Source organism: Streptomyces sp. NPDC042201, assembly GCF_055582185.1.
Genome location: NZ_JBVJDS010000001.1, coordinates 197,408 through 210,231, shown reverse-complemented (window position 1 = coordinate 210,231; position 12,824 = coordinate 197,408). Strand labels below are relative to the sequence as shown.

At 70.5% G+C, this 12,824-nt stretch carries 9 protein-coding genes, 1 tRNA gene and 4 pseudogenes; 7 read left to right on the top strand and 7 right to left on the bottom strand.

The genetic code is table 11. The features are described 5' to 3' along the window. Window positions 1-66: 66 nt before the first annotated feature. On the bottom strand, window positions 67-867 hold the full coding sequence (locus ACZ6MZ_RS00880) for a glycerophosphodiester phosphodiesterase (protein ID WP_384178076.1): 801 nt from the start codon (window positions 865-867) through the stop codon (window positions 67-69). Between the two features lie 229 nt (window positions 868-1,096). Between ACZ6MZ_RS00880 and ACZ6MZ_RS00875 the strand changes: the two genes are divergently transcribed. The 3 genes from ACZ6MZ_RS00875 (at window position 1,097) to ACZ6MZ_RS00865 (ending at window position 3,665) form a co-directional block, all read left to right on the top strand. Next, window positions 1,097-2,590 (top strand): S1C family serine protease, encoded by a 1,494-nt coding sequence (locus tag ACZ6MZ_RS00875; RefSeq protein WP_469348995.1) that lies wholly within the window; start codon window positions 1,097-1,099, stop codon window positions 2,588-2,590. Between the two features lie 213 nt (window positions 2,591-2,803). Beyond that, on the top strand, window positions 2,804-3,436 hold the full coding sequence (locus tag ACZ6MZ_RS00870) for a LysE/ArgO family amino acid transporter (RefSeq protein WP_469348993.1): 633 nt from the start codon (window positions 2,804-2,806) through the stop codon (window positions 3,434-3,436). A 142-nt stretch (window positions 3,437-3,578) separates the two neighbouring features. Continuing rightward, window positions 3,579-3,665 (top strand) — tRNA-Ser (locus ACZ6MZ_RS00865). A 104-nt stretch (window positions 3,666-3,769) separates the two neighbouring features. Here ACZ6MZ_RS00865 and ACZ6MZ_RS00860 read toward each other — a convergent pair. Beyond that, window positions 3,770-4,489 (bottom strand): annotated as a pseudogene (locus ACZ6MZ_RS00860) (IS701 family transposase); the annotation flags it as partial. A 5-nt stretch (window positions 4,490-4,494) separates the two neighbouring features. Here ACZ6MZ_RS00860 and ACZ6MZ_RS00855 point away from each other — a divergent pair. Next, window positions 4,495-4,806, top strand: a pseudogene (locus ACZ6MZ_RS00855) (TnsA-like heteromeric transposase endonuclease subunit); the annotation flags it as partial. Between the two features lie 26 nt (window positions 4,807-4,832). Here ACZ6MZ_RS00855 and ACZ6MZ_RS00850 read toward each other — a convergent pair. The 4 genes and pseudogenes from ACZ6MZ_RS00850 to ACZ6MZ_RS00835 all read right to left on the bottom strand — a co-directional run bounded on the left by ACZ6MZ_RS00850 (window position 4,833) and on the right by ACZ6MZ_RS00835 (window position 8,265). Further along, on the bottom strand, window positions 4,833-5,708 hold the full coding sequence (locus ACZ6MZ_RS00850; RefSeq protein WP_469349618.1) for a LysR family transcriptional regulator: 876 nt from the start codon (window positions 5,706-5,708) through the stop codon (window positions 4,833-4,835). Window positions 5,709-5,760: 52 nt separating this feature from the next. Further along, a pseudogene (locus ACZ6MZ_RS00845) lies at window positions 5,761-6,719 on the bottom strand (IS110 family transposase). A gap of 330 nt (window positions 6,720-7,049) precedes the next feature. Continuing rightward, entirely contained in the window at window positions 7,050-7,907 is an 858-nt protein-coding gene (locus ACZ6MZ_RS00840; protein WP_469348992.1) for an NAD-dependent epimerase/dehydratase family protein, read from the bottom strand. Window positions 7,908-8,022: 115 nt separating this feature from the next. After that, complete coding sequence (locus ACZ6MZ_RS00835; RefSeq protein ID WP_469348990.1) at window positions 8,023-8,265, bottom strand: hypothetical protein; 243 nt, start codon at window positions 8,263-8,265, stop codon at window positions 8,023-8,025. 436 nt (window positions 8,266-8,701) lie between these two features. Here ACZ6MZ_RS00835 and ACZ6MZ_RS00830 point away from each other — a divergent pair, with 436 nt between their 5' ends. Together ACZ6MZ_RS00830 and ACZ6MZ_RS00825 are read left to right on the top strand one after the other, a co-directional pair. Then, entirely contained in the window at window positions 8,702-9,481 is a 780-nt protein-coding gene (locus ACZ6MZ_RS00830) for an SDR family NAD(P)-dependent oxidoreductase (RefSeq protein ID WP_469348988.1), read from the top strand. A 99-nt stretch (window positions 9,482-9,580) separates the two neighbouring features. Continuing rightward, entirely contained in the window at window positions 9,581-10,483 is a 903-nt protein-coding gene (locus ACZ6MZ_RS00825) for an alpha/beta hydrolase (protein WP_469348986.1), read from the top strand. 213 nt (window positions 10,484-10,696) lie between these two features. On the opposite strand, the pseudogene ACZ6MZ_RS00820 reads toward ACZ6MZ_RS00825, so the two are convergent. Beyond that, window positions 10,697-11,289 (bottom strand): annotated as a pseudogene (locus tag ACZ6MZ_RS00820) (IS701 family transposase); the annotation flags it as partial. A gap of 299 nt (window positions 11,290-11,588) precedes the next feature. Between ACZ6MZ_RS00820 and ACZ6MZ_RS00815 the strand changes: the two are divergent. After that, window positions 11,589-12,782 (top strand): esterase-like activity of phytase family protein, encoded by a 1,194-nt coding sequence (locus ACZ6MZ_RS00815; RefSeq protein WP_389790383.1) that lies wholly within the window; start codon window positions 11,589-11,591, stop codon window positions 12,780-12,782. The last annotated feature ends 42 nt before the right edge of the window (window positions 12,783-12,824 follow it).

Sequence of the window (12,824 nt, the reverse complement as noted above, 5' to 3'; positions counted from 1 at the left end):
CCGAATACGGGCTGAACGCGCCGGTGCACTCCCCGTCACCGTCCGTACGGGTCGAGTCGGGCGAAGTCAGGCAAGACGCCCCAGCTGGGACAGCACCTGTTTGGGCCGGTTGGTGATGATCGCCTCCACTCCGAGGCGGACACAGAGGTCGACGTCTTCCGGCTCATTCACCGTCCAGACATGGACACGGTGGCCCGCTCTGTGCAGTCGGGCGATGTAGCCGGGGTGGTTGCGGACGATCCGCATCCCGGGCCCCGCGATCCGCGCGCCGGCCGGCAGCCGCCCGTCGCGCAGCCGGGGCGAGACGAACTGCATCAGATAGACGGTCGGCAGCCGGGGCGCCGCGGACGCGATCCGGTGCAGCGAGCGGGCCGAGAAACTCATGATCCGTACGGCCGACTCGCCCGGCGTCGGATCGTCCAGCCCGAACCGCCCCAGCAGGTGGAGCAGCCGCTCCTCCACCTGTCCGGCCCAGCGCGTCGGGTGTTTGGTCTCGATGGCCAGCTGGACGGGGCGGCCGGCGTCCGCCACCAGTTCCAGCAGGCGTTCCAGCGTCAGTACGGAGGTGAACTCGCGGTCCCGCCAGTCCGGGCTCTCCTCGCTGTCCTTCCAGGAGCCGAAGTCGAGTGTCGCGAGATCGGCGAGCTCCAGGGCGGAGACGGCGCCGCGTCCGTTGGAGGTGCGGTTCACGCGGCGGTCGTGGACACAGACGAGGTGGCCGTCGGCGGTGAGCCGCACATCACACTCAAGGGCGTCCGCGCCGTCCTCGATGGCTTTCGTGTACGCGGCCAGGGTGTGCTCGGGGGCGTCCTCCGAGGCTCCGCGGTGGGCGACGACCTGGATGCTGTGCTGGCGTGCTTGAGTCACCGCGTCATGGTGCCATCGTGAGGGGGTAGGTGGGTGAACGGCCGGGGTTCCCCGGCCGGTCGATTCCGGGTGCGGTCGTTTTGTCGGGAATAAAGGATGGCGAGAAGACGCACAGCTCCTGCTTACAGTGGCCTGACGTGCTGTGGGAAAAGCTGACCGCAGACACTTGCACCGCGAAACTATGCGGAACTCTTGCCGAAGACTGATGTGGAACCGAGGAGAAAGAGCTGTGAGCACCGAGAACGAGGGCACCGCGGTCCCCGCCGCCCCGTCCGTACCTCCCGTGCCGGATGCCGCTCCTGAGGGCGCGCCGGCGTCCGGTTCGCGAGAGGCCGCGCACGAGCCGGCGGCCGCGGCGGAGCAGCCAGGGCACTCCCCCCAGCCCTCGCACGCCGCCGCGCCGCCTCCGCCGGGGCAGGTGCCGCCGTCAGGGCCGGTCCCGCCGTCGGGGCAGGTACCGGACGGAGGCGTGCCCGCGGAGGCGCCGGCGACGCAAGCCTCTGGCGCCGGATGGCCGCCGCCCCCGCCCGTTCTCCCCTCCTACGGAGGCGGCGGCAACGACCCCTCCTGGGGCGCACCGGTGCCGGGACACGAGCCGCCCCGGAAGCGGTCGGGCGGGCTGATCGCCACCGTGGTCGTCGCCGCGCTGATCGCGGGCGGTGTCGGCGGCGGGATCGGCTACTGGGCCGCGGACAGCAGTGACAACGGCTCGATCGGCTCAACGACCGTCTCCGCCGAGGACGCGCCGCAGGAGCTCAAGCGCGACCCCGGCACTGTCGCGGCGGTGGCCGGCAAGTCGCTGCCGAGCGTGGTCACCATCGAGGCCCAGGGCGGCGACGGTGAGGGCGGTACGGGCACCGGCTTCGTCTACGACAAGCAGGGCCACATCCTCACCAACAACCATGTGGTGGCCTCCGCGGCCAACGGCGGTGACCTCACCGCGACCTTCTCCAACGGCAAGAAGTACGCGGCCGAGGTCGTCGGCCGGGCCGAGGGCTACGACGTGGCCGTGGTGAAGCTGAAGAACGCTCCCGCGGGTCTGACCCCGCTGGCGCTCGGCAACTCGGACCGGGTCGCGGTCGGCGACTCGACGATCGCGATCGGCGCCCCCTTCGGTCTCTCCAACACCGTCACCACGGGCATCATCAGCGCCAAGAACCGCCCGGTGGCCTCGGGCGACGGCTCCGGCTCCAGCAACTCGTACATGAGCGCCCTGCAGACCGACGCCTCGATCAACCCCGGCAACTCCGGCGGCCCGCTGCTGGACGCCCGGGGCGCGGTCATCGGCATCAACTCGGCCATCCAGTCCGCGGGCAGCGGCGGCATGGGCCAGTCGCAGGCGGGCTCCATCGGCCTCGGCTTCGCCATCCCGATCAACCAGGCGAAGAACGTCGCCAAGCAGCTCATCAGGACCGGCCAGCCGGTCTACCCGCTGATCGGCGCCACGGTCACGATGGCAGAGGGCGGCGAGGGCGCCACGATCTCCCCCCAGGGCGAGGGCGGCGCTCCCGCGGTCACCCCGAACGGCCCCGCCGCGAAGGCCGGCCTCAAGGCGGGCGACATCATCACCAAGTTCAACAGCACCCCGATCGACAGCGGCCCGACCCTGATCAGCGAGATCTGGACCCACCAGCCGGGCGACAAGGTCACCCTGACCTACAAGCGCGACGGCAAGGAGTCCACGGTCGAGGTCACCCTGGGCGAACGCAAGGGCGAGAGCTGACCGCTCCGCGCAAGCACGGCTGAGGCGGGGCACCGGAATCTGTCCGGTGCCCCGCCTCTCCGCATGTCCAAAAGAGGTTGCTCAGGCGCCGAGCTGTCGCCACCATCTGCCCATGACCACGATTTCTGCCTCCCTGCCGCTGACCGCCGCCGCTCGACCGGCGCCGGTCCAGCAGCAGCCCGGCTCCCCGCGGAGGCCGACTCACGCGCGGCCATGACCGCCGCTCTGGTCGCGGGACTTCTCGCCGGTTTCGGCATCGCCATTCCGGTGGGAGCGGTCGCGACATACCTGGTAACCCTCACCGCTCGGACATCACTCAAGATCGGCGTCTGCGCCGCGCTCGGCGTCGCGACCGCCGACGGCCTCTACGCCCTGATCGCCGTGGCGAGCGGCTCCGCACTCACCCACGCCATCCAGCCGATCATGCTCCCCCTGCGCTGGGCCTCGGCCCTGGTGCTCATCGCACTGGCTGTACGGGTCGGTGCGACCGCGATCGACCACCACCGCAAGCACCGGCCCGCCGCCCGGGCGGACGAGGCGCCGATGAGCCCCGTCCGCGCCTATCTGGGCCTCCTGGGGATCACGATGCTGAACCCCACCGCCGTCGTCTACTTCACCGCACTCGTCCTCGGCAGCCAACCCGCAGCAGACCCCCACCGCACGGACCAGGCGATATTCGTGCTCGCCGCCTTCACCGCGTCCGCCATCTGGCAACTGTTCCTCGCCGGCAGCGGCGCACTGCTCGGCCGGACCCTGACCGGCACCCGTGGACGCCTCATCACCGCCCTGGTCTCCAGCACCCTGATCACCACCCTCGCCCTCCGCCTCCTCATCCCGCCCCCGTGAGGCGGTGACCGATGACCACCCCGAACGAAGCCCCACCCCCACCCCGTTCCCGGATCCCGCCCCCCTGACCCCCACCAACGTCCCCCCGAACCTGCCACGCCCGGTAGGCTGTAGCCGCTCCGTCGCAGGTAGGCGGGGCATGGGTGGGTTGCCCGAGCGGCCTAAGGGAACGGTCTTGAAAACCGTCGTGGCAGCGATGTCACCGTGGGTTCAAATCCCACACCCACCGCAGCAGGTCAGAGAAGTAGCAGGTCAGAGGGTGCGACTCCGCTTCGGAGTCGCACCCTCTGTGTTCACCCTGTCTCACCCTGAGCCCACAAATCCCAGCGTGAATCAGTGCGTGTGGGCCATGTGTGGGCCAGGATCACCCCTCATGCGGTGCCGTTGCTGGTGGCAGGTTGCCGCGATGGCTTGGTGCCGGCGGCGCCAGGCGGCCCAGTGCAGGACGTGGTCACGGTCACGGACGGGCGGCGGCAGCACGAGGGCCCGCAGAAGGCGGATGAGTTCGGGACAGGTCAGCGGGATGAGCCGGTCCGAGATGGCAGGGCTGGACTGCGCGGCAGTGGCCATGAGGGCGAGGACGGCGGCGGCGATCAGGGAGAACAGCGATCAGCGCATCCAGGAATTCCAGCAGGTCACCTGGCCCTGGTCGAATGCGGTGAAGCCCTTGGCGAGCTGGACGGTCTCCTCAATCCGCCACCTGCGACAGATCACTTCCACCAGCGTGCCGAGCGAAACATCGCCGGGCGCCCAGCAGCGGAAGGAGGACACCTCGCCGGTGTATCGGTGCCGGCGGGCGACCAGCACGCTCATCCCCGCACCGGCCTCGTTCTCGTCGGGGGCGTCGTCGGGGCGGACATCGAGCCAGGCCCAGTCATACTCGCGGGTGCCCTTGGTGCCGTGTCCGGTCTGCCGGCGCATCCACTGCCCGGGCCGCACCTTGCTGATCATTTTGCGGGCCTCCCACCGGCGGCTACTCCCGTCGGTGACCTGGTAGGTGGAAGCGATGCCGACCGTGTAGCCGAGACACATCGGTACGCGAACTCCCCTTCTCGCATTTGCGATTGGCGGACTTCGCCGAGTCGGAGCCGTGGCGTCGCGTACGTTCAGCACACGGGATGGCGCACTACTCGGGCGATTACGCCGCTTCGACCACGGGCGGCCAGGTGGTCTACGAGAGCCGGCTGGAGCTGGCCCGTCTGCTGCTGGCGGACTTCGATCCCACGGTATGCGGCATCTCTGCCCAGCCGTGTCGCCTGGTCGCGCGGATCGACGGCAAGGTCCGCAGCCACGTGCCGGGCTTTCTGCTGGTCACGCGAGCGGGCACCGTGCGCGTGACCAACGTCAAGCCAGCGAAGCATTTGCAGGATCCGAAGGTCGCGGGCGGCGACGGTGCTCACGCCGTGGCAGGTGGTGCCAGGGAGTCTGCCAGGTCGGCGAAGTCGTGGATGAGCCGGGAGCGGCGGGTGGCGGTCCAGGCCAGGCAGACCTGTCCCGGTCCGAGGTCCTCGACGGTCAGGGCGACGACGTCGGGGCGAGTGTAAAAGGTGGCGGTGGAGAGCGGGATGACGCAGACGCCCGCGCCGCGGGCGACGAGTTCGAGTTTCTCCTCCACGCTGTGGATGGGCGGGACCTCGGGGCGCTCGCCGGTGCGCAGTTCTTGGGCGATGTCCCGCCACTCCGGTACGGCGTCCGGGTCTTGCAGGAGGTGGTCGCCGGCCAGGTCGGCGATGGTGAGGGCGGACTTCCCGGCCAGGGGGTGGTCCGCGGGGAGGACGGCGACGCGGGGTTCGGTGAACAGGGGCCGTACGCGCAGCCCTTTCTGGTCGATCGGCAGGCGCACGATGCTGACGTCGGCCCGGCCGTCGCGCAGGACCTCCACCTGATCTTCCCAGCCGGTGCGCAGCAACCGGACGCTCAGCCTTGGGTGGCGGGCGGAGAGCGCCCGCACGGCGGGGGTGACGGTGATGCCGGGCATGAAACCGATGGTGAACACCGGGGTGTCCGCGGCCGCGGCGGTGACCCGGCGCACCGTGGCCTCGGCTGCCGCCAGCAGCGGGCCCGCCTCGTCGAGGAGCCGGGCTCCGGCGGGGGTAAGGACGGTGCCCCGGCGGTCGCGGAGGAAGAGGGCCACGCTCAGGTCGTCCTCCAGGGCGCGTACCTGGCGGGAGAGGGCCGGCTGAGCGATGTGCAGCCGCTGGGCGGCCCGGCCGAAGTGCAGCTCCTCGGCGACCGCCACGAAGTACCGCAGTTTTCGCAGGTCGACGTCCATACCGTTCCGCCTCCCGTCCTCATCCGTATCCATCCACCTCCTCATGATGTTGTCAAGCCGCTGCTGTGACCGGGAGCTCACGTTGGTAGCACCGTCCGTCATGAATCAGGGCCCACAGAACGTTGACCCGTCGCCGGGTCAGCGCGAGGACGGCCTGGGTGTGTCGTTTGCCTTCGGCGCGCTTGCGTTCGTAGAAGCGCCGCGATGCGTCGCAGTTGCGGATGCTGATCAGTGCGGAGGTGCAGAAGACGCGTTGCAGGCCGCGGTGGTAGCGCCGGGGGCGGTGGAGGTTGCCGCTGATGTTGCCGGAGTCCCGGGGCACGGGGGCTACTCCGGCGAGGCGGTCGGCGGTGCCGTAGCGGCTCATGTCGCCGGCGGTGGCGGCGAGGAACTCAGCGCCCAGCAGCGGGCCGATGCCGGGCATGCTGGAGATCACTTCGGCGAGTTCGTGGTCGCGAAACCGGGCCGCAATGAGCTTGTCGATCTCGGCGATCTGCTCGTTGAGGCCCATCACCTCCTTCGCAAGGGTGTGAATCACCTGCGCGGTGATCTTCTCCCCGGGGACGGCGGTGTGCTGGCGCTCGGCCGCTTCGAGGGCAGCTTCGGCCAGAGTTTCGGCGCCGCGGACCTTGCGGTTGTGCGGCCAGGTCTCCAGCCGCTTGGCGCCGGTCCGGCGCAGGGCGGCCGGGGTCTGGGGCCGGTCAGCAGGATCAGCGGGCCGACGTTACCCAAGTCAAGGGTTCCCTCCAACGCCGGCAAAATGCTGGTGAGTTGACCACGCAGGCGGTTGATCCGTCGGGTGCGGTCGGCGTTCAGGTCGGCCCGCCGGTTGGTGAGGACACGCAGCTCGATGGCGTCCTCGTCGATCGTCGGCACGTCGGCGAGCAGAGCCAGCAGTTCCGGCTCGTCGTTCAGCACGCGGCGCGACAGCAGTCGTTTGCCCTCGGCATCCAGGACCACGCAGTGGTGGTGGGTCTTGCCGATGTCCACGCCCGCCCATATCTGGGGCACGGGTTCCTCCGGTCCGTCGGTGATTGTTGTTCTCCCGAACGACCTCGCCAGCGTGGTGCTACTCAGCGATACACCCGCAGGTGCTCGCAGCTCCTCATCCGCGGCCGAGTCGTCGTGAGACTCCGGGTGGCCAGGTGGGGTGAACCATCGAGGGCAACCGCTTGACAGCCATACCCGGAGTCTCCGGGTCTCCGGACCTTACGACTGGCCCGTCCAACCCACCAACAAGGTAGGACCGCTTGATACCCCGCCGGGTCCGGCGGCTCGCGGGTCCGGTGGGGTGAGGCCGACCCGGACGAGAAGGGCGCTCGCCCCAGGACGGGGCATCGCTCACCCCTGGGCGAAGAGGGCCAGCGGGTCGGTGCGCGCGGGCACCCAGCCGAGCTCGTCGCGGGCGCGTGCCGGGGTGAGCTGCTGGTCCAGGGCGAAGGCGTCGGCGATGTCGCCCATGGCCGCGCGCGCCTGCTCCAGGCTGACGGAGACAGTCTTGCCCCCGAGCCCGACGCCCCGGCTGATGGCTTCGGCGCACTCCCGGGAGGTCGGGTTGACGCCCCCGACGCCCGCGTAGACGGAGCCGGGCCGGGCGCGCAGCGCGGCCACGTAGAGTTCCGCGAGGTCCTCGACGTGCACCAAGGCCCAGTGCTGGGATCCGTCGCCGATATGAGCGATGGCCCCGGCCTGCTTGCCAGGCCGGGTGAAGAAGACGTCAATGAGGCGATTGTCGCCGCCGTAGAGCAGGCCGGGCCGGATCACGACGGGACGGCCGCCTCGTGCGGCGCGGGCGAGGATGGCGTCCTCAACGGGGCGGCGCCAGGCGACCAGGGCGGGCGGGTTCCAGGGGGCGTCCTCGTCGACGACGCCGCCGGTGTCGCCGTAGACCCAGGTGCCGCCAGTATGCAGGTAGGTTCCGGCGCCGATGCCGTCCTGGATCGCGGTGGCCGCGGCGAGGTCCTCGTCGCCCGACTCGGCCTGTGCGAGGTGGATGACCGCCTCGGCGTGGGCCGCCGCGTCGTTGAGCACCCCCAGGGCGGTCAGGCCGCCGTGGACCGGCTCCGCCCCGAGCGCCCGGACCGCCCGTGCGGCGTGCTCGCTGCGGGCCAGGGCGCGCACGGTGTGGCCGTGGTTCAGCAGCGCGCCGATGACCGCATTGCCGAGGTAGCCGGAGCCGCCGGTGACGAAGATCTTCATGACGTTCGTCCTCTCGTTTCGGGATCGCCTACAGCCTGCGGCGTGTCCGGTACCGGTGTCCAAGACCCGTTCGGGCGGCTGTGATGCTGCCGAAGCATCACCGTCATGGAGGCCGTCACCACGGCGACCGCGCCGAGCGCGGCGGCCGAGACGGGACCGTCCGCCACCAGGAGGCGTTGCCGGAATGCACGGACCCGGCGCTTCCCACGACGGCGACGACGAGCAGGGCCAGCAGCAACCCCATCGGAAGCAGCTGGATCCGGGTGTCGCCCCCCGCTCCGGACAGGCGCAGCGCGAGGACGAGCAGCCCCGCGGCCACCGCCGTGCCGCAGCCGGGGCGGCCGGCCGCGACCGCCATACTGCCCACCGATGAGGCAGCCCCCGGGAACACCGGTGATCGCGTGCTGCTGGACCACATCCTCGCCATCCCCCATGTCATCGACGCCCGCAGTACGTTCGTCATCCGCACCGTCCTCTTGCGTGACCCGGTGCCCCTGGAGGACTGGCCTCACCGGCGGAAGCGGCCCGGCTCCGGGTGGGGTGACGCCTCCGGGCACCACCGGATGATCCGCGCTGTGCCCGGCATTTCGTACGCAACAGCCGCCGGGGCCCGAGCCCGTCGACGGTACGGCGCGCCGAGAAGCGCCCGGCCGCCCTGCCCGCAGCGGCTCTGCCGGAAGCGCCACGAGGTCCCATGCCGCGAGGGCATCACAGCGCTTGGAACAGGTCTTGGACGCGCCCTGCGCGCGGACCGCAGGGTGGAGACAACACTGAGGTGAAGGGAGATGACGGGAATGGCCCGCGTTCTGATCACAGGGTCCGCCGACGGCCTCGGCCTGATGGCGGCCCGGCTGCTTATCCGGCAAGGGCACGGCGTGACGCTCCACGCCCGCGACACCGAGCGCGGCGAGGACGCGCGGGCGGCGTTGCCCGATGCCGAGGGCGTCGTGACCGGAGACCTCTCCTCGCTCGGCGGAATGCGCGCGGTCGCAGAAGGAGCCAACGCCTGCGGGCGGTTCGACGCCGTCGTGCACAACGCCGGCATCGGCTACCGGGAAGCGCGCCGCGTCGGGACCGAGGACGGGCTGTGCCACGTGTTCGCCGTCAACGTCCTGGCCCCGTACGTCCTCACGGCGCTGATCACACGACCGGACAGGCTGGTGTACCTGAGTTCGGGCATGGCCCGCCACGGGCAGGCGGATCTGTCCGATCCGCAGTGGACGCGGCGGCTCTGGAACGGCGCGCAGGCGTACAGCGACAGCAAGCTGCTCGACATGCTGCTCGCCCGCGCGGTCGCAGAGCACTGGCCCGGCGTGCTGTCCAACTCCGTCGAGCCCGGATGGGTGCCCACCAAGATGGGCGGGCCTGGCGCCCCGGACGACCTGGCGCTGGGGCCGGTCACCCAGGCATGGCTCGCCGTCAGCGACGAACCGTCCGCCACGCGCACCGGAGAGCACTTCTTCCACCAGCGCCGCCACCCCACCCCCGTCGGCGCCCGCTCCCACCGGGCGGGCCGCGCACTGCTGGACTACTGCGCCGGCCTCACCGGGATCGCCCTTCCCGCCCGGCAGTGACCGGGCCCGCGGGACGGCCCGTCCCCGTGCACGTCCCGCTTTCCCTCCCGTCCGGAACCGAGAACCGGCCCACCCGGAAACGTAAGGCTGAGTGAGAACATGCGACACGACATCGAATTCGACGCCGAGGGCGTCACCCTGCGCGGCTGGTTCTACGAGCCCGAGGGGGCCGCAGGCCCTGCACCGTGCGTGGTGATGGCGCACGGCTGGTCGGCCACCCGGAGGATCTACCTGGACCGCTTCGCCGAGGTGTTCGCCGCCGCCGGAATGGCGGTGGTGGTGTGGGACAACCGCGGCTTCGGCGACTCGGACACCGCGCCGGGCAAGCCCCCCTACGAGATCGACCCCTGGGAGCAGATCCGCGACTACCAGCACGCCATCACCTACGCTCAGAACCGCCCCGAAGTCGACCCGGACCGCATCGGTGTGTGGGGCAGCAGCTTCTCCGGTGGGCACGCCTTCGTCGTCGCCGCCGTCGACCAGCGGGTCAAGGCGGTCAGCGGGCAGGCCCCCTTCATCAGCGGACGCGCCACCTACGACAACGTCGCCCGAGCGAACAACCAGGTCGTCGACCCCAAGATCTTCTCCGATGACCGGCGGGCCCGCGCGGGCGGCCATGCCCCCACGATGATCCCCGTGATCGGCGAGGACCCCGCGCAAGTGACCGGCATCCCCACCCCGGACGCCCATGCCTGGTTCACGGACGCCCGCCAGCGACTCGCCCCCGAATGGCACGATGAAGTCACCCTGCGCAGCCTGGAGTTGCTCCGCGGCTACGAGCCCGGCTCCTACCTGCCGCTGATCACGCCGACGCCGCTGCTCATGATCGTCGGCCGCGACGACGGCCTGACCGGAGGAAACCTGGCCGCCTCCGCCTTCCAGACGGCCGCCGAACCGAAGAAGATCGTGTTCGTGCCCGGTGGCCACTTCGCGGCCTATACCGGACCGGGCTTCGGCATCGCCTCCGCCGCCGCCCGCGACTGGTTCGCCGAACACCTGTGAGCCCCCCACTGCCCGTGGAGCCCGGGATCTCGGGCTCCACGGGACGCCGAACGCGGCGGCACCGCCCGACGGACCCGCCCGTCGGGCTCGCCGCGACACCGTCTTCCCCTGGGGCAACAACGCGATCGTCAGCGTCCTCGCCGGACTCGGCACCGCTTACCTCGCCTGCCCGGGTTCAGCAGCTTCCCAACGGTCGGTTCGCAGCCTGCGGTCAATGCCCAGCGCCCTTATGCCCCGTCGGAGTTCGCGACCGCAGTACAGCTCATCGCCCGCGAACCAGCGGGCAACGATCCCCGTGGCGAGCGCGTCGGTGACCATGGCCAGTGCCTGCTGCGGCTTCGTCGCGAACACGATCTCCTGCGGCACCCCGGCCACCTCGCGGCGTTCCTCGTCCTCCGCCCAGTCCGCCGGGAGAATACAGGGCCGGTCGATGATCACCTTCGTGGACGCGGCGACCGCCGCCAGATGCACCGCCACCTGGCACAGACCGACACCGCCGATCGCGCCGGAGTACTGCCGACCTGCCCCCACGCAGTCCGTGGACGACTTCGCATCACCGGTCTTGTCCACCACCAACACCACGTCCTGACCGGCCAGTTCATCGATCACGAGGCGGGCGATCTCCTTTCGTGCCCGGTCGTGGTCGAACCGGGCGCGCGACAGAAGGTGCTGCAGCCGGTGCGGGCCCGAATGTCCCAGGGCCGCGCGAGCGTCCAGCAGTTCCGCGTATCCAGCTCCAGCGGGAGCCCCTCGACCAGCTCCGCTGCCGTCGCTCGCGTCTCACGCCGCGCGAAACAGTCCGCGACCAACCCCCATCACCCTCCCGAACAGCCGACTTCACGCCTGCTCGGCGCCCGCGCGGTGCGCAACGCCTCCGCGACGAAGGACGCGGCCCCGAAGGGGTGCCTCTCGCCGAGGCGCCCCTTCGGCGCTGGATCGCCTGGGATCGGTGTTGGTCCCACAGGCGGACCCCGGAATCTGGCGCTGCCGGCCGACGGAGGGGGGCTGGTGGGTGGACCTGGGGGGTGGCGGGGCCGTGTGGTGGTCTTGCTTGGGTTGCCTTCTGTTGGGATGTCCGTAATTCGCTCTCTCTACCGTGCGCGGCATGAAGAAGCTTTTGATCACACTGAGCGCTGCTGCGCTGACCATCGGTCTTGCCGCGCCCGCGATGGCCGACCGGGGACATGAGAACTTCGGTCAGGCCACGCTGACCGGGTTCGCGTCGCTTCCCGCCGAGACGTTCGTGCCTGGCAGCCTGCCGTCCGGCTTCGCTCTCGGCACTGAGCCGACCAATGGGATCACGGCGCCGTTCGCCGGGCAGCCGGTGCAGGGGTTCAGCGGGATCCTCAACAGACACGACGGCACCTTCGACGTGCTGTCCGACAACGGTTACGGCAACAAGGCCAACAGCGCCGACTTCCTGCTCCGTGTCCACCACATCAAGCCGGACGCGCGGACCGGGAAGGTCAAGGTGCTGGGCGGGTTCAACCTGAGCGACCCCCACCGTCGCGTGCCGTTCGCGCTCACCCGGGCCGACCGGGTGCTGACCGGCGCCGACTTCGACGTCGAGTCCATCGTCCGGGCCTCTGACGGCACCTACTGGATGGGCGACGAGTTCGGCCCGTTCCTGCTGCACTTCTCGGCGAAGGGGCAGCTCCTCCAGGCTCCGATCCCGCTCAAGGGCGTGCAGGCCCCGGAGAATCCGTACCTGAACGGCGGAAAGCCCAACCTCGGCAGCAGCAAGGGCTACGAGGGCATGGTCCGCTCGGTCGACGGCCGTCACCTCTACCCGCTTCTTGAGGGCACGGTGGACGGGGACAAGCCCGGCGACCTGCGCCTGAACGACTTCGACCTCCGCAAGGGGCGTTACACCGGGAAGCACTGGGTCTACCGCCTCGAGTCGCCCTCGCATGCCATCGGCGACGCCATCGCCGTGGACAGCCACCGCTTCCTCGTCATCGAGCGCGACGGCGGCGAGGGCGACGCCGCCGCCTTCAAGCGCATCTACCTGGCCGACAACCGCGACCGTAACCGGGACGGGGTCATGGACAAGACGCTGGTGGTCGATCTGCTGAACGTGGCGAACCCGAAGGGCCTCGGCGGCTTCGGGAAGACCTTCCGCTTCCCGTTCACCACGATCGAGGACGTGGTCCTGCTCGACGACCGGACGGTGGCTGTCATGAACGACAACAACTTCCCGTTCTCCTCGGGCCGCACGCCGGGCAAGCCGGACAGCAACGAGTTCATCACCGTACGGCTCTCGCACCGCCTGGACGCCGACAAGCGCGCGTTCAACTAATACGCAGCCGGCCACCGTGTGGTCCTGGCGAGCTGTGCGAAT